The sequence below is a fragment of the Micromonospora sp. ZG13 genome (assembly GCF_059359355.1).
This window is the reverse complement of record NZ_JCADBQ010000023.1, coordinates 1-20,528: the sequence shown is the minus strand read 5'-3', so window position 1 is coordinate 20,528 and position 20,528 is coordinate 1. Positions and strand designations below refer to the sequence as shown.

13 protein-coding genes are annotated in these 20,528 nt (G+C 71.8%); 6 read left to right on the top strand and 7 right to left on the bottom strand.

Annotation, left to right across the window (positions count from 1 at the left end; all coding sequences use genetic code 11):
- Positions 1 to 104: 104 nt before the first annotated feature.
- Positions 105 to 2,066 (bottom strand): asparagine synthase (glutamine-hydrolyzing), encoded by a 1,962-nt coding sequence (asnB, locus tag AC5L34_RS28160; protein WP_089003352.1) that lies wholly within the window; start codon positions 2,064 to 2,066, stop codon positions 105 to 107.
- Positions 2,067 to 2,293: 227 nt separating this feature from the next.
- Here asnB and AC5L34_RS28155 point away from each other — a divergent pair, with 227 nt between their 5' ends.
- From AC5L34_RS28155 to AC5L34_RS28145, 3 genes are all read left to right on the top strand, one after another.
- The gene (locus AC5L34_RS28155; RefSeq protein ID WP_441178010.1) at positions 2,294 to 3,775 is read left to right on the top strand and encodes an aminopeptidase P family protein; all 1,482 of its coding nucleotides are present in this window, start codon (positions 2,294 to 2,296) and stop codon (positions 3,773 to 3,775) included.
- A 343-nt stretch (positions 3,776 to 4,118) separates the two neighbouring features.
- Entirely contained in the window at positions 4,119 to 5,609 is a 1,491-nt protein-coding gene (locus AC5L34_RS28150) for a hypothetical protein (protein WP_441178009.1), read from the top strand.
- Positions 5,610 to 5,964: 355 nt separating this feature from the next.
- Positions 5,965 to 7,524 (top strand): collagen-like domain-containing protein, encoded by a 1,560-nt coding sequence (locus AC5L34_RS28145; RefSeq protein WP_441178008.1) that lies wholly within the window; start codon positions 5,965 to 5,967, stop codon positions 7,522 to 7,524.
- Positions 7,525 to 7,625: 101 nt separating this feature from the next.
- Here the strand turns inward: AC5L34_RS28145 and pulA are convergent, their stop codons facing one another.
- The 4 genes from pulA to AC5L34_RS28125 form a co-directional block, all read right to left on the bottom strand.
- Entirely contained in the window at positions 7,626 to 13,118 is a 5,493-nt protein-coding gene (gene pulA / locus AC5L34_RS28140) for a pullulanase-type alpha-1,6-glucosidase (protein ID WP_494827707.1), read from the bottom strand.
- A gap of 151 nt (positions 13,119 to 13,269) precedes the next feature.
- Complete coding sequence (locus AC5L34_RS28135) at positions 13,270 to 13,959, bottom strand: cellulose binding domain-containing protein (RefSeq protein ID WP_350823439.1); 690 nt, start codon at positions 13,957 to 13,959, stop codon at positions 13,270 to 13,272.
- Between the two features lie 171 nt (positions 13,960 to 14,130).
- A complete protein-coding gene (locus AC5L34_RS28130; protein ID WP_441178006.1) occupies positions 14,131 to 14,520 on the bottom strand; it encodes a DUF6841 family protein in 390 nt (129 codons plus the stop codon).
- A 37-nt stretch (positions 14,521 to 14,557) separates the two neighbouring features.
- A complete protein-coding gene (locus AC5L34_RS28125) occupies positions 14,558 to 15,286 on the bottom strand; it encodes a hypothetical protein (RefSeq protein WP_494827704.1) in 729 nt (242 codons plus the stop codon).
- A gap of 19 nt (positions 15,287 to 15,305) precedes the next feature.
- Between AC5L34_RS28125 and AC5L34_RS28120 the strand changes: the two genes are divergently transcribed.
- On the top strand, positions 15,306 to 15,488 hold the full coding sequence (locus tag AC5L34_RS28120; protein WP_363900470.1) for a hypothetical protein: 183 nt from the start codon (positions 15,306 to 15,308) through the stop codon (positions 15,486 to 15,488).
- Between the two features lie 12 nt (positions 15,489 to 15,500).
- Here AC5L34_RS28120 and AC5L34_RS28115 read toward each other — a convergent pair whose 3' ends face one another.
- Positions 15,501 to 17,168: a right-handed parallel beta-helix repeat-containing protein gene (locus AC5L34_RS28115; protein WP_494827702.1), complete on the bottom strand. Its 1,668-nt coding sequence runs from the start codon at positions 17,166 to 17,168 to the stop codon at positions 15,501 to 15,503.
- A gap of 73 nt (positions 17,169 to 17,241) precedes the next feature.
- Entirely contained in the window at positions 17,242 to 17,679 is a 438-nt protein-coding gene (locus AC5L34_RS28110; protein ID WP_494827700.1) for an ArsC/Spx/MgsR family protein, read from the bottom strand.
- Positions 17,680 to 17,891: 212 nt separating this feature from the next.
- Between AC5L34_RS28110 and AC5L34_RS28105 the strand changes: the two genes are divergently transcribed.
- Positions 17,892 to 18,296, top strand: a complete 405-nt coding sequence (locus AC5L34_RS28105; RefSeq protein WP_441178002.1) for a YciI family protein — start codon at positions 17,892 to 17,894, stop codon at positions 18,294 to 18,296.
- 160 nt (positions 18,297 to 18,456) lie between these two features.
- A complete protein-coding gene (locus AC5L34_RS28100; protein ID WP_441178053.1) occupies positions 18,457 to 19,749 on the top strand; it encodes an RNA polymerase sigma factor in 1,293 nt (430 codons plus the stop codon).
- Positions 19,750 to 20,528 lie beyond the last annotated feature (779 nt).

Here is a 20,528-nt window from a genome sequence, read left to right as displayed (position 1 = left end):
ACGACCCCCGCTGAACGATCAAGAGGTTTGCGTCCCCGGCAACCGCAGCGGGGACGCAAACCTCTTGATCGGCGAAATGGCCGGCGGAGGGCCGGCGGGGCGGGTCAGCGGACCATGGAGCCGACCACCGGCTTGGTGAGCAGGGCGGACTGGTTGCGCTGGATGCCCGGGTCGAGGGTCTTGGCGACGAAGATGGCATGCCAGATGCAGAAGATCAGCACCGTCCACACCTTGCGGGAGTGGTCGGCCTCCTCCCGCTTGTGCTCCTCCAGCAGCCGCATCGCGTACGACAGGTCGAGCAGGTCACCGGCGCCGGAGGTGGACAGCACGTGCCGGGCCCACTCGTACATCTCGCCGCGCAGCCAGACCCGGGTGGGGGTCGGGAAGCCCAGCTTCTTGCGGTTGACGATGGCCGGCGGCACCACGCCCTGGAGCGCCTGGCGCATCGCGTACTTGGTGGCGTCGGAGCGGGGCGGGAGCTTGAGGTCCACCGGGATCCGCGACGCCACGTCGAAGACCGCGCGGTCCAGGAAGGGCACCCGCACCTCCAGCGAGTGCGCCATCGAGATCCGGTCGGCCTTGACCAGGATGTCGCCGCGCAGCCAGGTGTAGAGGTCGACGTACTGCATCTTGGTGACGTCGTCGAGCTCCGTGCACTCGGCGTAGATGGGCGCGGTGACGTCGGTGTAGCGGACCGAGGGGTCGTAGCGGCGCAGCAGGTGCTGCTTCTCCTCCTCGGTGAACATCCGGGCGTTGCCGTAGTAGCGCTGCTCGATCGGGGTGGTGCCGCGCTCCAGGAAGCTCTTGCCCTTGACCCCCTGCGGGATGGCCTTGGAGACCGCCCGCAGCCCCTTCTGCACCCCGTCGGGCAGCCCGTTGACCGAGCTCAGCGACAGCGGCTCGCGGTAGATGGTGTAGCCGCCGAAGAACTCGTCGGCGCCCTCGCCGGAGAGCACCACGGTGACGTGCTCGGCGGCCTTCTTGGCCACGAAGTAGAGGGGCACCAGGGCCGGGTCGGCCACCGGGTCGTCCAGGTGCCAGACGATCTTCGGCAGCGCCTCGATCATGTCGTACGGCCCGATCTTGGTCGGGATGGTGGTCACGTCGAGGTGCCGGGCCGAGTCCTGGGCGACGTCGATCTCCGAGTAGCCGGGCACGTCGTAGCCGACGGTGAAGGTGAGGATGTTCGGGTTGAACTCCCGGGCCAGGGCCACCACGGCGGTCGAGTCGATGCCGCTGGAGAGGAACGAGCCGACCGGCACGTCGGAGCGCATGTGCATCCGGACGCTCTCGCGCAGCGTCTCCCGGATCTCGTGGTAGAGGCGCTGCTCGTCGTCGACCGGGGTGGGCCGGAAAACCGGCCGGTACCACCGGCGCACGTCGATGCGCCCGCCCGGGGACCAGGTCAGGTATTCGCCCGAGCCGATCCGGCTGATGCCCTTGTGCAGGGTGCCGGGCTCGGGCACGTACTGCAGGGTCAGGTAGTGGCTGAGGTTGGCCGTGTCGATGCCGGCGTCGCCCTGGTAGTTGGAGTGGGCGAAGGGCAGCAGCGCCTTCTTCTCCGAGGCCAGGTAGAGGCCGTCGGCGGTCTCCAGGTAGTGCAGCGGCTTGATGCCGAAGTAGTCCCGCCCGCCGAACGCGCGGCGCTCCTGCCGGTCCCAGATGACGAAGGCGAACATGCCGCGCAGCCGGGTGAGCACCTGCTCGCCCCAGAAGTGGTAGCCGGCGACGATCACCTCGCCGTCACCGGCGGTGGCGAACTGCGCGCCGAAGGTCCGGATCAGCTCCTCGCGCAGCTCGATGTAGTTGTAGATCTCGCCGTTGAAGGTGAGCAGGTAGCGCCCGTTCGCGTAGGACAGGGGCTCTTGGCTGGAGGCCACGTCGATGATCGCCAACCGCTTGTGCGCGAACACCCCGTCCGCGTACCGGCCGGAGGCGTCGCCGACCACCTCGACACCGGTCTCGTCCGGTCCGCGGTGGTGCAGGCATTCCAACGCCCCGGCGATGTTGTCGCGGTGGGCGGCGGCGTCGCCGCGCGCACTGAAGAAGGCCAGGAGTCCGCACATGGTCGTCATCTTTCCACGCGGCCCGAGCGGCCGTCGCGGCACCGCTGGGCTCTCCCCGTCGCGGCACCGTGCGCCCGGGCGGGAGGACGTCGGCAGCCGACGACCGGCGGTGGACGCCCCGGACGGGTGGCATCCGTCGCCCACGACACTGCCGGCGGTCCCGGCCCGGCCGGCCCCCGGCGGCGCGCGGTACCGTCTGACCTGCGACGACGCGGAGGGAGCGCAGCATGGCCGAGGGACGTACCGACAGCAGGCCGGCGGACGGCACCGAGTCGCACGACCCGGACTTCCCCGAGGCGTTCCTGGCGTTCATGCGGCAGGGCTGGCGGGACACCACCCTGCCGGTCGGCCCGCGGCCCGAGGTGCCGAACCACGCCAAGCGCCGGGCCGCGCTCTCGGCGGCCTTCCCGGGCGAGACCCTGGTGATCCCGACCGGCGGCGAGAAGGTACGCGCCAACGACACCGACCACCCGTTCCGGCCGGGCAGCGACTTCGCCTACCTGACCGGCGACCACGACCCGGACAGCGTGCTCGTGCTGCGGCCGAACGGGTCGGGCCACGACGCCACCCTGTACATGCGGCCCCGCTCGTCGCGGCGGACCGACGAGTTCTTCCGCAGCCGGCACGGCGAGCTGTGGGTGGGCCGACGGCACACCCTGGCCGAGAAGTCGGCCGAGCTGGGCCTGCCCACGGCGGACCTGACCGAGCTGGACGGGACGCTGGCCGACCTGGCGCCGGGGCGTACCCGGGTGCTGCGCGGTTTCGACGCGCGGGTGGACACCGCCGTGCGCCCGTACGACGGCCACCGCGCCGAGGGCCAGCCGGCCCGCGACCGGGAGCTGGCGATCGCGATCTCGGAGCTGAAGCTGGTCAAGGACGAGTGGGAGATCGCCCAGCTCCAGGACGCGGTCGACGCGACCGTACGGGGCTTCGAGGACGTGGCCCGGGCCCTGCCGGCGGACCGGGGCGTCTCGGAGCGCCTGCTGGAGGGGATCTTCGCGCTGCGCGCCCGGCACGACGGCAACGACGTCGGTTACGGCTCGATCGTCGGCGCGGGCGAGCACGCCACGATCCTGCACTGGGTGCACAACCACGGCACCACCCGGCCCGGCGAGCTGCTGCTGATGGACATGGGCGTGGAGAACCGCCACCTCTACACGGCCGACGTCACCCGGGTGCTGCCGGTCGACGGCCGCTTCACCCCGCTCCAGCGTCAGGTCTACGACGCCGTGCACGCCGCGCAGCAGGCCGGCATCGACGCGATCCGGCCCGGCGTGGCGTTCCGGGAGGTCCACCTGACGGCGATGCGGGTGCTCGCGCAGGCGCTGTCGGACCTGGGCCTGCTGCCGGTGAGCGTCGACGAGGCCATGGACGGGGGGTCGACGGTCTACCGGCGCTGGACGCTGCACGGCACCAGTCACATGCTCGGCATCGACGTGCACGACTGCGCGAACGCCCGCAAGGAGAAGTACCGCGACGGCACGCTGGGCGAGGGCTACGTGCTCACCGTCGAGCCCGGGCTCTACTTCCAGCCCGAGGACGAGCTGGTGCCCGAGGAGCTGCGCGGCATCGGCATCCGGATCGAGGACGACATCCTGGTCACCGCGACCGGCGCGGTGAACCTCTCCGCCGGGCTGCCGCGCGCCGCCGACGAGGTGGAGACCTGGCTGGCCGAGCAGCGCGAGGCGGGTCCCCGCCTGCCCGGCTGATCCCGGGGTACGACCACATGACGGGACCCGCCGCCACCGGCGCGGGTCCCGTCGTCGTTTGCGCTGCTCACCCCCTTCCTGCCCGGACCGTCCGGGTTGCCGCGTCACGTCCAGAGTGAGGGGAATACGGGGTTTTCTCGGATTAGGGCATCTCGCGAGGATCCTTCTCATACGGTGGCTATCAGAGGCTACAAACCCATTTGTGGCTAGTCGCGCCGCTTCAGATGGTGCGACCCCGTCTGACAGCAGGAAAGGGCGGAAGGCTCTGATGTCCAATGACGTAACGACTCCCGACGGTGGCGCCCCCACGGGCGCCCCGGCCCGAGGGCGGCGCAAACTCTGGGTGGCTGCAGGCGTTGCCGGCGTGGTCGGCCTGGCGGCACTGGGCGGCCTGGCCGCCCGCGAGGACAAGTCCGGCGGCGCGGACCGGCTGTCGGACGCGCAGTCGTCGACCCTGCGGCAGAACGTCAGCGACGCTGGCACAGCCGACCTGGGCTCCGGTGAGAAAGACGACAAGAGGGGTGTCCAGGACGCCCGCGGTGGCCGGGACGACTGGCAGGGCAAGGACTGGCAGGGCAAGGACGGCAAGGACTGGCAGGGCAAGGACGGCCGCGACGGCAAGGACAAGGACGGCCGTGACGGCAAGGACGCCAAGGAACTGCCGTGCGACACCGACGTGCTGGTCGAGGCGGTGAACAGGGCCAACGAGGACAACGGCGGAGCGTTCAAGCTGGCCAAGGACTGCACCTACCGGTTCACCGAGGAGACCGGGAACAACGCCTTCCCCGTCATCGACGAGCGGATCACGATCCTGGGCAACAACTCGACGTTCTTCCACGACGGCACCGCACTGTTCCGGTTCTTCGAGGTCGCCTCCGGCGGCGACCTGACGCTGAAGGACCTCACCCTCAAGGGCGGCCAGGTGACCGCGCCCCCGCCACCGCCGAGCGGCGCCAACGGCGGCGCCCTGCTGGTCCAGGAGGGCGGCGAGGCCACCCTGAAGCACACCAAACTCATCGACAACCGGGTCACCGGCGTCGGCAACCAGGGCAACGGCGGCGCCATCGCCAACTTCGGCACGGTCGAGATCGACAAGAGCGTCCTCGCCAACAACCACGCCCGCGGCGTCGGCAACGGCGGCAACGGCGGCGCCATCTACAACGAAGGCGTACTGACCGTCCACGACACCCGCATCGACAGCAACACCGCCACCGGCAACAGCGCGGTCAGCGGCAACGGCGGCGGCATCGCCAACGAGGACGACGGCATCGCCACCATCGCCTACAGCCAGATCACCAACAACAAGGCCAGCAACGACGGCGGCGGCATCCACAGCGAAGACGACGCCCGCCTCACCATCACCCGCACCAAGATCGCCCACAACACCGCCTGCGACGACGGCGGCGGCATCCACAACGACGGCGACTCCACCATGCTGCTGGAATACGTCATCATCGCCGGAAACAAGGCCACCGACGACGGCGGCGGCATCTACCACGACAGCGACAACATCGCCACCATCAAGCACACCGCCTTCACCGACAACACCGCCGGCGACAACGGCGGCGGCCTGTTCAACGGCGAAACCCTCAACCTCTACGACAGCGAGTTCAAGGGCAACCACGCCGAACAGGGCGGCGCCATCTACAACGACAACAACGCCGTCCTCACCATCCGCGACAGCAAGATCGTCGGCAACTTCGCCTCCGAAACCGCCGGCGCAGGTGGCATCTACAACAACGGCAACGCCACCGCCGTCAACCTCGACAACAAGACCATCATCAAGAAGAACGAACCCCGCAACTGCACCAACGTCACCGGCTGCGCCAACTGAACCACCACATAACGAAGGGATCCCTTCCCCTGCCCGGGGGAGGGATCCCTTCCGTGCGGGCGCCGGTCCGGGACGAATCCGCCCCGGGGCTGGAAAGGTGCCCGGGTTCCGGGGCGATTGAGGCGACTCGTGGCGTAGCCGCCGGTTCGGCACGACTGCGGGGCGCACTCCTCGCCGTCCGGACCGTCACGCCTTGACCCGCGATACCCCTAACGTGGGCTCCTTTCGGATATGACCGTGAAGGGAAAAAGATTCTCATACGGTGGTCCTCAGTAGCTACAACCGATTTGTAGCCAGGGCAGCCCGCAGTGGCGGAGCAGCCCTGTCTGGTACGAGGAGAGAGCAGAGAGCTCCGATGTCCAACTACCTTCGCAAGAACGCCGAGAACACCGCGCCGAAGAGCCGGCGCAAGCTGTGGCTCGCCACCGGCGTCGCCGGGCTGACCGGCGTGGTCAGCCTCGCCGGCGTCACCGTCGCGAGCAGCGCGGGCGCCGTCGGGGTCGACCGTCTCACCGACCTGAAGTGGTCCACGGCCGAGCAGGTCACCAAGGATGACGCCGCCGGTCGCGACGACCGGGCGGGCGAGACCGGCAAGGGCCAGGAGGGGCAGGACGCCCGCGGTGGCCGGGACGACTGGCAGGGCAAGGACTGGCAGGGCAAGGACGGCAAGGACTGGCAGGGCAAGGACGGCCGCGACGGCAAGGACAAGGACGGCCGTGACGGCAAGGACGCCAAGGAACTGCCGTGCGACACCGACGTGCTGGTCGAGGCGGTGAACAGGGCCAACGAGGACAACGGCGGAGCGTTCAAGCTGGCCAAGGACTGCACCTACCGGTTCACCGAGGAGACCGGGAACAACGCCTTCCCCGTCATCGACGAGCGGATCACGATCCTGGGCAACAACTCGACGTTCTTCCACGACGGCACCGCACTGTTCCGGTTCTTCGAGGTCGCCTCCGGCGGCGACCTGACGCTGAAGGACCTCACCCTCAAGGGCGGCCAGGTGACCGCGCCCCCGCCACCGCCGAGCGGCGCCAACGGCGGCGCCCTGCTGGTCCAGGAGGGCGGCGAGGCCACCCTGAAGCACACCAAACTCATCGACAACCGGGTCACCGGCGTCGGCAACCAGGGCAACGGCGGCGCCATCGCCAACTTCGGCACGGTCGAGATCGACAAGAGCGTCCTCGCCAACAACCACGCCCGCGGCGTCGGCAACGGCGGCAACGGCGGCGCCATCTACAACGAAGGCGTACTGACCGTCCACGACACCCGCATCGACAGCAACACCGCCACCGGCAACAGCGCGGTCAGCGGCAACGGCGGCGGCATCGCCAACGAGGACGACGGCATCGCCACCATCGCCTACAGCCAGATCACCAACAACAAGGCCAGCAACGACGGCGGCGGCATCCACAGCGAAGACGACGCCCGCCTCACCATCACCCGCACCAAGATCGCCCACAACACCGCCTGCGACGACGGCGGCGGCATCCACAACGACGGCGACTCCACCATGCTGCTGGAATACGTCATCATCGCCGGAAACAAGGCCACCGACGACGGCGGCGGCATCTACCACGACAGCGACAACATCGCCACCATCAAGCACACCGCCTTCACCGACAACACCGCCGGCGACAACGGCGGCGGCCTGTTCAACGGCGAAACCCTCAACCTCTACGACAGCGAGTTCAAGGGCAACCACGCCGAACAGGGCGGCGCCATCTACAACGACAACAACGCCGTCCTCACCATCCGCGACAGCAAGATCGTCGGCAACTTCGCCTCCGAAACCGCCGGCGCAGGTGGCATCTACAACAACGGCAACGCCACCGCCGTCAACCTCGACAACAAGACCATCATCAAGAAGAACGAACCCCGCAACTGCACCAACGTCACCGGCTGCGCCAACTGACGACAGTCACGCGGTATCAGCTGGGAACGGCATCGGCTGACACAGAGAACGGTCCGGCCCCCTTCCGCTCGGCGGGAGGGGGCCGGACACGTGTGACACGACTACTGCCGCACGAAGACCGCCACGCTGCGCGCCGGCACCGTGAACGTGCCGCTGGCCCGGTCGAAGGAGGCCGTCCGCAGCGCCTCGTCCGCCGAGGTCCGCAGCACCGGGTGCAGTGCCACGTCCGCCCCGCGCAGCCCGGTCAGCCGCTGCGTCGCCGTCTCGGGCGTGGCGTTGAAGACCACCGTCACCGACTTCCACCGCCCGTCGAGGCCCCGGCCGTCCAGCGTCATCGTGAGTACGCCAGGGGTTTCGGCCGCGCCGGAGAGCGGGAAGGCGACCCGCTTCTGCACCTGCTCCGCCGTGGCCAACCCGAAGACCGGCGAGGAGCCCCGGATCTTCAGCAGCTCGGCGTAGCGGGCGTCGGCCAGGTCGATCGCCGCGCAGTCCGGGACCAGCGCCGGGTCGGCCAGCAGCGGCTTCGCGTACGGCCACTTGTCCCGGTTGTCCTGCTCGGGCGGCAGGCCGGCGCCGAAGCCGTTGCCCTGGGCGCAGTCCCAGCGGATCTGGTTGAACCAGTCGCCGGAGTTGTACGAGTTGCGGTCCAGCGACTTCGAGCGCAGCCGCTCGGTGCCGGTGGTGACGAACCCGGGCCCCTGCCCCATCACCACCGTGCTCAGCGCCAGCACCTGCATCCGCGCCCGGTCCGCCGCCGGGGTGTCCTGCGGCAGCTTGTACGCCAGCGCGTCGTACAGGATCTCGTTGTCGTGCGCGTCGACGTAGGTGACCGCCTCCCCCGGCGCGGCGGTGTAGCCGGCGGGCGAGCCGTTGTAGTCGACCTGCGCGCCGGTGACCTGCCGGCCCGACGAGTCGGTGAACCGGTACCCGCGCAGGTTGCCGGTGAGCCCCACCTTGATCAGGTCGTGCTGGTGCAGCAGGCGGGCCCGCTGCTGGGCCGTGGACCCGTTCACGTCGTCGCCGTTGGGGTCGGTGAACAGACCGGAGGCGAAGCCCTGCACGCGGGGGTTGGCGTCGAACGGCCCGCCGCCGCGCACCGCGTCGCGGAGCCGGTCGTTGAAGGTGCCGATCCCGGTGCCGGCCATGTTGGCCTGGGTGGCCTGCGTGAACCGGGCGTCGTCGGCGACCTCGCCAAAGTTCCAGCCCTCGCCGTAGAGCAGGATCTTCCTGCCGTCCACGCCGTCGCGGGCGACGGTCAGCTCGTCGAGCGCCTTGCGTACGGCCAGGATGTTCGCCTTCGGGTGGTGGCCCATCAGGTCGAACCGGAAGCCGTCCACCTTGTACGCCCGGGCCCAGGTGACCAGGGAGTCCACGACGAGCTTGCCCATCATGGCGTGCTCGGGGGCGGTGTTGGCGCAGCAGGTCGAGGTGGCGACGGCGCCGTCGTCGAGCAGGCGGTGGTAGTAGCCGGGCACGATCTGGTCGAGCACCGACTTCGGATCGGCGCCCGCCGCCGAGGTGTGGTTGTAGACGACGTCCATCACCACGCGCAGCCCGGCGCCGTTGACGCCGGCCACCATCTGCCGGAACTCCGTCGTGCGCTTCGCCCCGGCCGGGTCGACGGCGTAGCCGCCCTCCGGCACGGTGTAGTGCAGCGGGTCGTACCCCCAGTTGTAGCCGTCGGTGTCGGCGACCGCCGCGACGCACTTCTGCTGCTGCTCGGAGTCCGGCGGCAACGCGGCCAGGTCGCAGGCCGGCTGCCGCTGGTCGGCGCGGCGCTCGGGGATGGTGGCGAAGTCGAACGCGGGCAGCAGGTGCAGGTGGGTGACCCCCGCGTCGCCGAGCGCCTTCAGGTGCTTCATGCCGGCGGTGCCCGGGTCGGTGAAGGCGAGGTAGGTCCCCCGCCGCTCGGCCGGCACGGTGGTGTCGGCGACGGAGAAGTCCCGCACCGACAGCTCGGAGATCTGTACCTTCGTCGACGGCACCGCCGCCGGCTTGCGCAGCTTCGCCCAGCCCGCCGGGGCGAGCGCCGGGTCGGTCAGGTCCACGATCTGGCTGTGCGTGGAGTCCGGCGCGAGCGCCAGCGAGTACGGGTCGGTCACCGAGGCGGTGACCAGCTTCTGCGTCGCCGGCTGCCACGCCTGGACCTGGTAGCGGTAGTACCGGCCGGTCCAGTCGCGGGAGCCGCGCACCGACCAGACGCCGGTGCGGTCGTCGCGGCGCATCGCCACCGTCCGCGGCGTCGCGGTCGGCGAGTCGAAGAGCTGCAACGACACCTGCCGCGCCGTCGGCGCCCAGAGCGACAGCGTCGGCACCCTGCCGGCGAAGGTCGGTCCGAGTCGCGCGCTGGTGGCGCGGGCGTAGACGTCGTCGAGCACGCCGGGGATCTGCACGCCGGTCGCGGCGAGCAGGGCGCCCTCGGCGTCCCGCTCGGTCACGAGGAGCTGCCCGCGCAGGGCCGCCGGCACCTTCGCCAGGTCCCGCCGGTCGAGGGTGAAGGCGCCGTGCGCCCACAGGTGCGGGAAGGCCGCGCGCTGGGCCTCGGTGAGGCCGTTGCGCTGCGCGGTCAACGGCAGCGTGGCGTACGTCCCGACGAGCTCGCCGTCGGCAACGGTCACCCCGCCGGTCGGGGCGGCCACCAGGGCGTACGTCCTGCCGTCGGTGGGCCCGGCCTGCCAGGCGACGGTGGAGCGGTCGATCCAGTGCGCCTTCTGTTTCGTGATGTCGACGTCCCGGGCGGCGCCGGACGCGGTGGACGGCAGCAGCCGCCCGGGCGTGCCGGCGAGCAGCCACACCTCCCGCCCGGCGGCGGCGAAGTCGAGCCGCTGGTCGGTCGGCAGGTCCTTCTCGTCCCCCTTGTGGATGATGTAGCTGAGTCCGGTCGCCCCGGCGGCCAGCGGCACCCGGAAGACCGCGCCGAAGGAGTCGATCCGGGCCGGGGCGAGCGGGGCGGCCCAGTCCGTCGGGTTGGCGGCGCCGTCCCACACGTGCAGGCCCCAACCGTCGTAGTTGCCGTCGGCGCGGCGGTAGTGGATGACGGCGGTGCCGTCCGCCACGGGCGGGTCGGGCTCGCCGGTGGCGGCCTCCCGGCTCGGGTAGGTCGCCGGGTCGCCCTGCTTGACCCAGACCTCGCCGGTGCGCGTCACGTCGATCGTCCGGTCCTGTTCCACGTCCTTGGTGCCGGCCTTGTCCACGACCAGGAAGCCGACGGACTTCGCGCCCGGCTTGAGCTTCACCCAGGCGAACCGGCCGTAGGAGTCCTCGCCGGCGAACGGCTGCCCCTTGGGCCACTCGGTCGCGTACGCCGGGTCGATGTCGCCCCAGGCGTAGAGGCCCCAGTCGTCGTAGCCGCCGGCCGGGCGCTGGTAGTGCACCACGGCCCACTCCCGGGACGCGGACTGCGCCGGGGTGCCCACGGTCGCGGTGGACCGGGCGGTCGCGGTGCGGCCCTTTCCGTCGCGGACGACGGCCTTGTACTCGATCCGCGTACCGCCGGCCAGCCCGGTCAGGTCGTGGTGCACCGTGTACGGGGCCGTCTCGGCGCTGGCGAGCAGCGTCCACCTGCCGCCGGCGACCCGGGCGGCGACGGTGACCGTGGCCAGCGGGTCGCCGGTGACCTGCGCGGTGACGGCGGCCTTCGTGGCGACGGGCGCGCCGGGTGCGGGGGCGGTGATCGTGATCCGTGGCGCGGCGTCGGGCGCCGCGATCGGGGCGCCGGCACGGTGCACCACGGCCGACAGCGGCGGCACGGTCAGCGTGAGTTTGCCGTCCGCGCCGGCGACCGGGGCGGACGATGCGCCGTAGACGCCGGTGAAGGTGGCGCCGGCCGACCAGGTGTCCACGGTGACAGTCTGCGCCGTCGCGGCGTTGTTCACCGCGACGACGTACTCGGTGCGCTGCTTCGGGTCGATCCGGGAGAACGCGAAGACGCCCGGGCCGTCGGCGGCGTACCGGCCGACCTGCACGCCGTCGCGCAGGGCCGGGTGCGCCTGACGCAGCGCGCCCAGCTCGGCGATGGCCCGGTACAGCGGGTGGGCGCGGTCGAACTGGTCGCTGGAGTGGGTGCGGTCGGTGCCGAGCAGGTCGTCGTCGAGGTAGTCGGGGGTCTTCGAGGCGAACATGTCCTGCCGGGCGTCCTTGTCGCCGCCCGGGCCGGTGAAGCCCTGCTCGTCGCCGGAGTAGACCACCGGCTGACCGCGGGTCAGGAACATCAGCTCGTGGGCGAGCTGGTCGCGGCGCAGGTGGGTGGCCGGGTCGGTGCCGCCGCCGGCGATGAACGAGCCGATCCGGCCCATGTCGTGGTTGCCGAGGAAGGTGGTCAGCCGGCGCGCGTCGGTGTCGCGGGCGCGGTAGAGGTCGTCGCGGGCGTACACGTCGGCGAGCGCCCTGGCGGAGCCGTCGCCGGCGGTATAGCCGCGCGCCGCCTCCTGGAAGGCGAAGTCGAGGGTGGCCGGCAGGCCGCCGCGCCGCACGTACGTCGAGGTGATCTCCGGATCGGCGCTGTAGACCTCGCCGAACATGAAGAAGTCCTTCTTGCCGGCGCGCGCGGCGGCGCGCTCGACGCCCTGGCTGAACTGCGGCCAGAATTCGAGGTTCGCGTGCTTGACGGTGTCCAGCCGGAAGCCGTCGACGCCGGTGGAGGCCACCCAGTCGGAGTAGACCTTGGTCAGGCCGCGCACCACCTCGGGGCGCTCGGTCCACAGGTCGTCGAGGCCGAAGAAGTCGCCGTACTCGCTGTTCTCGCCGGCGAAGGTGGAGTCGCCCCGGTTGTGGTACATCGTCGGGTCGTTGAGCCACGCCGGGACCTTGACCTTCGCGTCGGCCGGGGTCGCGAACGTCGGGGTGTACGGGAACGACGTCGTGTCCACCTTCGGGAAGCCCCGGCTGCCGTCGGCGTAGTTGCGGTCCTCGAAGGGGCGCCCCTGCGCGTCGGTGTACGGCGACGTCGCCTTGTCCACGTAGGTGTACTTGTCCTCGGCGTACTTGATGACGTCGGCGGTGTGGTTGACGATGACGTCGAGGTAGACCTTGATGCCCCGCCGGTGCGCGAGCGCGACCAGCCGCTTCAGGTCCTCCTTCGTGCCGAAGTGCGGGTCGACCTGGGTGAAGTCGGTGATCCAGTAGCCGTGGTAGCCGGCGGAGACGTCGGCCCCGGTGCCCTGCACCGGACGGTTCTTGAAGATGGGGGCGAGCCAGATGGCCGTCGTGCCGAGCCCCTCGATGTAGTCGAGCCGGTCCATGACGCCCTTGAGGTCGCCACCGTGGTAGAAGCCCTTGTCGGTGGGGTCGAGGCCGGTGGAGAGGCGGTCGCCGGTGAGGCCGCCGGTGTCGTTGCGCCGGTCGCCGTTGGCGAACCGGTCCGGCAGGACGAAGTAGAACTGCTCGGCGCGGGCCTGCGGGTCACCGGCGGAGAGCAGCGCCTCCGCGGAGGGCTCGGCGCGCCACTGCGTGGCGCCGGCGGTGAGCAGCGGGCCGGTGCCGTCGGGGGCGTCGGCGGCGAGCTGCCGCACGGCCATCGGGGTGCCGACGAGGGTGAGGGTGAGCAGGGAGACGAGGGCGAGCAGGGCCTTGCGCGGTAACGGCGGGGGTTTCATCGACGCCTTCCTCTGGTCGCTGACTGGCCCGCACGCTAACCCTTGCCGAAACGTTCTGCAATACCTTGCAAACAAAGTCGTAACACGGCAGATGGCTTGCAAAGGAAACGGCCCGGCGAGGTTCGCGCCGGGCCGGGGAGGGTGGGGTGGGCTAGACGCGGCAGGCGCCGCCGTCGACCGAGCAGCTCGTCGGGCGGCTCTGGGTGCCCTGGACGTAGAAGCGCAGGGTGGCCGACGCGCCCCCGGGCAGGTCGCCGCCGCTGCGGTAGGTGAAACCGTCGTCGATCCGTTGCGCCGTCCCCTGTGGCGCGCCCTCGATCCACGCGCTGCCCAGCCGCGCCCCCGGGAAGGTCAGCCGCGCCGTCCACTCCCGACCCGTCGACGAGGTGTTGCCGACCAGCAGCTCCCCGACGAAGCCGTCCGCGTACGACTCCACCACCCGGTAGCGGCCCGTCAGCGGCGACGCGGGCGACGGTGGCGGCGCGATCAGCGCCGCGCCACTGCCGCTGGGGGTCGGCGACGGCGGGCGGCTGCTGCGCTCGGGCCTGGACCGCGTCGGAGTGGGGCGGGCGGTGGCACGCGCGGACGGCGAGGCCGTCGCCCGGGGCGAGCGGGTGGCCGTGGCGCTGGTCGCCGACGGCTCCGGGTCGGCCAGGCCGACGGTCGGCAGCGGCGGGGCGGGCTGTGCGTCGAACGCGGGACCGCGCCCCCGGTAGGTGCCCAGCGCGATGGCGAGCAGGACCACCATCACCACGACGCCGACGGACACCACGATCCACGGCGACGACGCGACGGCGGTCGTGCCGTAGGACCTGCTCGGTGCTCGGCGCGTCTCGGGCATGCCCATCCTCCCGCGGTCGTCCCGGGCAGCGTAGCGGTCGACGGCGACATGGTGCGACCGTCCGCGCACGGCGCGACCGCGCGCCGGCTCCCACGCGGCCGGTGCCGACACGGGCGACGCGGCGATGCGGGCCGCCGCCACGGCCTTCGGGCGTCGCGGTCGCGTCGGCGGTCAGGAGGTACGCAGGACGGTGCAGATGACCGGACCGTCGTCGGTGGAGCGCAGGAGGTAGCGGTAGCGCTCGCCGGGCACCCTGCGGCCCCGGCTGTCCAGGAACTCCCACTCCACGGCCACCATGGTCAGCAGCGCCGACATCGGCTGCACGTCCTCGATGGCCGCGTGCGCCGCGACCAGCTCGCGCTCCTGGTAGTCGGGGGCCGCGCCGACGAAGGACAGCGCCACCGCTGCCGGCGAGGTGAACGAGAAGCTGTACGTGTCGGCGACCACCATCCCCGGCAGCGCGTAACAGCCGGCGATGGCGGCCACGTCGCCGGTGGTCAGCGCCACGCCGTACCGGTCGAAGAAGTCGGTCAGCGTGTCCAGATCGGTGGATGCTCTCACGGGGACAGCAATTGCCGGCCGGACCACGGACCAAACCTCAGCGCGGCGGGATGCGTACCTCGATCTCGGCCCCGAGCTGGGCGCCGTTCGCGAGGCCGAGGTCGTCGCCGCTCCAGAACCGACCCGGGTCGTACCAGTTGGGGCGCCGCCCGGCGGGGAGCAGACCCATCGCCTCGTAGGTCACCGCGACCACCTCCGCACAGTACGCCGTCTCCAGCGCACGCTCGCGTGCGGCGGCTCCGGCGCGCTCGGGCGCCGGGGCCTCGGGGCGGTGGCCGTCGCGGCCGCGCAGGGCCGGCACGCGCACCGCCGGGACCTGGCCGCGCAGGGTCGGCACGCGTACCGCCGGGACCCGGCCCCGCAGCCAGCGCCAGGCGAGCTGGGCGGTGGACGGGAACGGGGTGCCGTCCAGCCGGGCGACGGTGCGCAGCACCGCCTTCTCCATCTCCGCGTCGGCCGCCGGGTCGAGCTGGCGCAGCCAGGCCCGCTGGCCGTACCGGTTGGCCCACACGCAGACCGCGTCGCGCAGGTCGTGCAGCTGCACGCCGCGCTGGTGGGTGCCCGTCCACATGTCCGGCAGCGACCTGCCCAGCTCGGCGTGCCACATCAGCGGCGGCATGTCGTCCAGCACGACCGCCATGCCGACGTGGTTGACCGGGCTGTTCGTGGTCAACTGGATGGCCCGGTCGGGCACGCTGCGGCCCCGGAAGACCCACACGTCACCGGTACGGGTCAGGTCCACGGCCTCGTCCAGGCTGATGCTCATGGGGGTCTACCCTAGGCCGATGCGGCAAGGGATGCGGTGGTGGAAGGTGCTCGGGCTGGCCGGCCTCGCCGGCGTGGCGGCGTCGGGCGTGGTCATCGCCCGGGCGGAACGGCGGCGTCGGGCGTACACCCCGGAGGAGATCCGGGCCCGGCTGCGCGACCGGCACGCGGAGGCGACGGCGCCCGCCGACGACGCGCGCTGAGCCCCGCCGACGTCAGTCGACGTCGTGGTGGTTGCGGTCCCAGCGCCCGCCGACGGGCGGGGTGTCCAGCCGCACCGCCCCGACGGCGTTGCCCGCGAGGTCGTTGTCCTCGATCCGGCAGGACACGCAACTGCCCGCCGGGGTGATCCAGAGCCCGTACGTCTGGGTCTGCTCGTCGCGGTGGTCCCAGATCCGGTTGCCGCGCACCGTGGCGGAGTCGAACGGCGCGTTGACGGTGATGCCGGCCCTGACCGGTGGGGCCGCCGGCAGTTCGTACGACGCGCCGGGCGGCGGCGTGTCCTCGTTCCAGCCGGTCGGCGAGTCCGCCCGCACCTCGGCGAGCGTCAGGGCGGTGTCGGTGTTCGACACCACCACCGCCGTGCGTGAGCCGACCCGTACCACCTTGCCCCGGTGCCCGTCGTGCGGCCAGTGCGCCGCCAGGTCGGTGACGGACCGGTGGTGGTAGCGCACCGACTCGCCCTGGCCGGTGGCGGCCGGGGCGCACCGGCGGCCGTTGTTGCGGATCCGGTTGCCCACCACGACCGCGTCGGTCATCGGCCGGTCGATCCGGATCGCGTCCAGGCCGTTGTCCCAGAAGTCGTTGCCGTCGACGACCACGCCCGCCGCCGCACCCCGGTAGCCGTGTCCCAGGTCGTGCTCGTGGTAGCCGTACTCCCCGTTGGCGCTGATCCGGTTCCCGCGCACCGTGTACGGGCCGGGCGTGTTGCCCATGCTGATCCCGTCGCGGACGTTGCGGTCTATCACGCAGTCGCTGATGATGCCGCCCCGGCCGGCGACTCCCGCCGTGCCGTTGCCGGAGACGTCGAAGCCCGCGTCCAGGTTGCCGGTCAGGGTGCAGGCGGAGACGATCAGCCCGTCGGCGCCCCAGTCGGAGATGCCGAAGCGGTTCGCCTGGCTGTGGCAGCCGATGATGCGGTAGCCGCGTGGCGGGGTCCAGTAGTCCTTCTGGAGTTCGAGGAAGATCCCGTTGGTGCCGTTGCCGAGGGCGGTGCAGTTGGCGATCGTGAGACGCTCCACGTCGCCCCACCCGCCGATGCCGACGCCGATGCCCGCGCCGCCCATCTCCTCGCCGTTGTCGAGCCGCCCGCACCCGACCACGACCACGCCGTCGATCAGGCTGTCCTGGAGGAAGTCGCAGCCGAGCCCGGTGGCGCCGGTGTGGTGGATGTAGAGGTTGCGGAAGACGCCGCGCACCACGTACTGGAGGCCGAGCCCCTTGGCGAGGTAGTTGTACTCGACCATCGCCACGCCGGAGCCGTCGATCTCGAAGTCCGCGAAGGTGCAGTCGGCGATGTACCGGTCGCGGCTCGCGCCGTGCTGCACCGTCGTCCAGAAGGCCAACGGCGTCGGGTTCGCCCGGTTGCCCTCGTTGCTGAGCAGGAACCGCGTCGCCCCCGGACCGGAGCCGATCAGCGACACCCCGCTGCGCCAGACCGTCCCGGCGTCACGGATCGAGTAGATCCCCGGCGGGCAGTGGATGACCCGGGCCCGCCCGTCGGCGGCGTATCCCTCGCCGAGGCGGTCGACCAGGGCCGACAGTGCCGGCTGGTCGTTCGTCACGCCGTCGCCGCGCAGCCCGAACTCCCGCGCGTCGCACCACAGGGGCGCCCCTGCGACCGGGGTGAGCCGCTTCGCGGTGGACACGCCCTGCTGCGGCATCCGACCCCTCCTCCACGACGTCCGGCGTTCGCCGGTGACCGGCGCATTCCCGCCGCACCCGCCGGGAAACGCGCTACCCGGCGGGCGTGGACCCCTCCGACGACGCGGCCGGCGACGGGCCGGGCTCCGCACCGGTGCCGGGCGTCGCGCCGGTGCGGCGCACCGCCTCCGCCACGGCCTCCGCGGTACGTCCCACGAGCGCTCCCCCGTCGTCGAGCAGCAGCAGGGGCCGCTGGATCAGCTCCGGGGCGGCCACCATCGCCTCGATCCAGCGCGGCTCCGCCGCCTCGTCCCGTGGCCAGTCGGCCATGCCGAGGGCCACCGCGGCGGGTTCCCGCGTACGACAGACTTCCCAGGGGCGCGCGTCGAGCCGGCGCAGCACCTCGGTCAGCTCCGCGGCGCTCGGCGGCCGGTCCAGGTACGGGCGCACCACGTAGCCGACCCCTGCCTCGTCGAGGGCGGTACGGGCGGCGGCGCACTTCGAGCAGGACGGGTTGTTCCAGATCTCCATGCCCGCCATGGTCGCAACCACCCCGCCGTCGGCACGATGAGGGCCGTCCGGGGTGGCGTCACCCGCGTTCCCCGTTCTTCCCTTCCGTACGCGGCCGGAGCGGCGCGGCGTTCTCGCGTCGCGGATCGGGGACGATGTCAAGACCGGCGGACCGGCGACGACCACTGAGCGAGCGGCGTCACCGGGACGCCCACGGGCGAGGAGAATCAGACGTGAAGTTCCTGTTGATCATGCACATGAACCCGCAGATCTGGGAGGCGCTCACCGAGGACGAACGCAACGAGGTGATGAAGGGCCACGAGGAGTTCATCGAGACGATCCGCGAGTCCGGCGAGATGCTCGGGACGACCGCGCTGGCCGAGCCGGCCGAGAGCGTCGTCGTCCGGGTCCGTGGAGGCGCGCCCACGGTAAGCGACGGCCCGTACCTGGAAGCCAAGGAGTACCTCGGCGGCTACTACCTCATCGAGTGCGCCGACCGGGACCGGGCCGTCGAGCTGGCCGCGCTGATCCCGGACGCCAGGGTGGAGGGTCTCGGCGTCGAGATCCGTCAGGTGATCTTCTCCTCGGGGGCCGAAGCGGCCTCGGTACGGGTGAGCGGTGCGGCGGCGACGAGCTGAGTCGGGCGTACCGGTCGGCGGCCAGGTGCTCGCCGACCGGTCCACCGGCGTTCCCACCGCTGCCCACGACGACGGACGGGCGGGCCGCGACGCGCTGGTAGGCCGCGACCGCGACGACGGGCGGGCGGGCCGTGGCCGGCTGCAGGCACGCGACGGCCGGGTGGGCGGCGAGGATCTCGGGCGCCTGCTGCGTGAGCTGGCACCGCGGGTCCTCGGCGCGCTGCTGCGCAGGTACGACGACTTCGACGCCTGCGAGGACGCGCTCCAGGAGGCCATGCTGGCGGCGACGGTCCAGTGGCCGGTCGACGGGGTGCCGGAGCACCCGCGCGGCTGGTTGGTGACGGTCGCCGCCCGCAGGTTCATCGACCAGATCCGCAGCGAACGGGCCCGCCGGGACCGGGAGGCGGCCAGCGCGAGCCGGGAACTGCCCGAGGCGATGGTCGCCCCCGGCCCCGACGAGCAGATGCCGCGCGACCACGACGACACCCTGACGCTGCTGTTCATGTGCTGCCATCCCGCGCTCACCCCGGCCTCGCAGGTCGCCCTGACGCTGCGCGCCGTCGGCGGTCTCACCACGGCCGAGGTCGCCGGCGCCTTCCTGGTGCCCGAGGCCACCATGGGTCCGCGCATCAGCCGCGCCAAGCAACGGATCCGGGCCGCCGGCACGACGTTGAGCGGACCGGCGTACGCCGAACGGCTGGGCGCCGTCCTGCACGTGCTCTATCTGATCTTCAACGAGGGCTACACCGCGACCTCCGGCCCCGACCTGCACCGACCCGACCTGGCCACGGAGGCCATCCGGCTGACCCGGGCGATCCACCGCTCGCTGCCCGACGACGGTGAGGTCGCCGGCCTGCTCGCGTTGATGCTGCTGACCGACGCCCGACGCGCGGCCCGTACCGACGCCGAGGGCGGCCTGGTCCCGCTGGGCGAACAGGACCGGCTCCGCTGGGACGCCGACCTGATCGAGGAAGGTACCCGGCTCGTCACCGACGCGATGCTGCGCTGCCCGCTCGGCCCGTACCAGCTACAGGCGGCCATCGCGGCCGTGCACGTGGGGGCGCCCCACGTGGCCGACACCGACTGGCGGCAGATCGAGTTCCTGTACCGCCTGCTGTGCCGGATCGCGCCCAATCCCATGGCGACGCTCAACCACGCGATCGCCGTGGCGATGACCGACGGTCCGGACGCCGCCCTGGCCATGGTGTCGGCGCTGGCCGCCGACGACCGGATGGCCCGCCACCACCGCCTCGCGGCCACCCGCGCCCACCTGCGGGAACTCGCCGGAGACACGGCAGCCGCGCGGGAGGACTACCTGCTCGCGTCCCAGCGCACCTTCAGCCTCCCGGAGCAGCGCTACCTGCGTGCCCGAGCCGACCGGCTCACCCCGATGGACGCCACGCCCCAGAATTCCGAAAGGCGCCCGACCGGCCCGGCCGGTACGCCGACGTGACACCCAGGCCCCGCTGCCCTCGCGCGGGACCACTCCCATAGCGCCAGCCCTTCTGCGGCGAGCGCCCGGTGGGCCGACAAGCCCCGTCGCTCCCGAGAGCGCCTGCGCGAACGCCGCTGCCGTTCACGACGCTAAGCCATGGTGATCAGAACCTCATGGACCGTAAAGCAGCCGGAAAACGCCATGGGGTCCTGATCACGATGCGGCCATCTCGTGCGGTTCGGGTGCGGAGTCCGGTTCCGACAGGATGTGCGGCTCCGGCGCGGAGTCCGATTCCGACAGGATGTGCGGCTCCGGCATGGTGGGCGGTTCCGGCGCTGTGTCCGGTTCGGGCATCCTGTGCGGTTCGGGGATGGTGTGCGATCCCCGGGTCAGCGCGTCCGGGCCGGTCTCGTCTGGTTTGCGGGGGTTTGGGGTGGGGCGGGTCACCGGGTCGGTGGGCATGGGTCGGGGGCCCCGGTCGTTGTATCCATCGTGAGCGCGTGACCCCCGGGAGCCCTTGCGGTGGCCGGGCCGAGGTCGGAATGCCGGCCGGGTCCGCGTCGTTGCATCCCCCCGGGACACGCCCCACCCTCTCGTCGTAGGGCGCACCCCTTTCTGGTTTCGACCCCTTTCCTCACCCGCGGCACCCGTCCCCCCTTTGGCGTGTCCGCGTACCCCCGATCGGAAGGTGCCGACATCATGCGTACCGACATCCTGCGCAAGACCGCCCTGACCGCCGCCGGGCTCGCCTTCACCGGCGGCGCCATCGCCGGCCCCGTCACCACCGCCTACGCCGC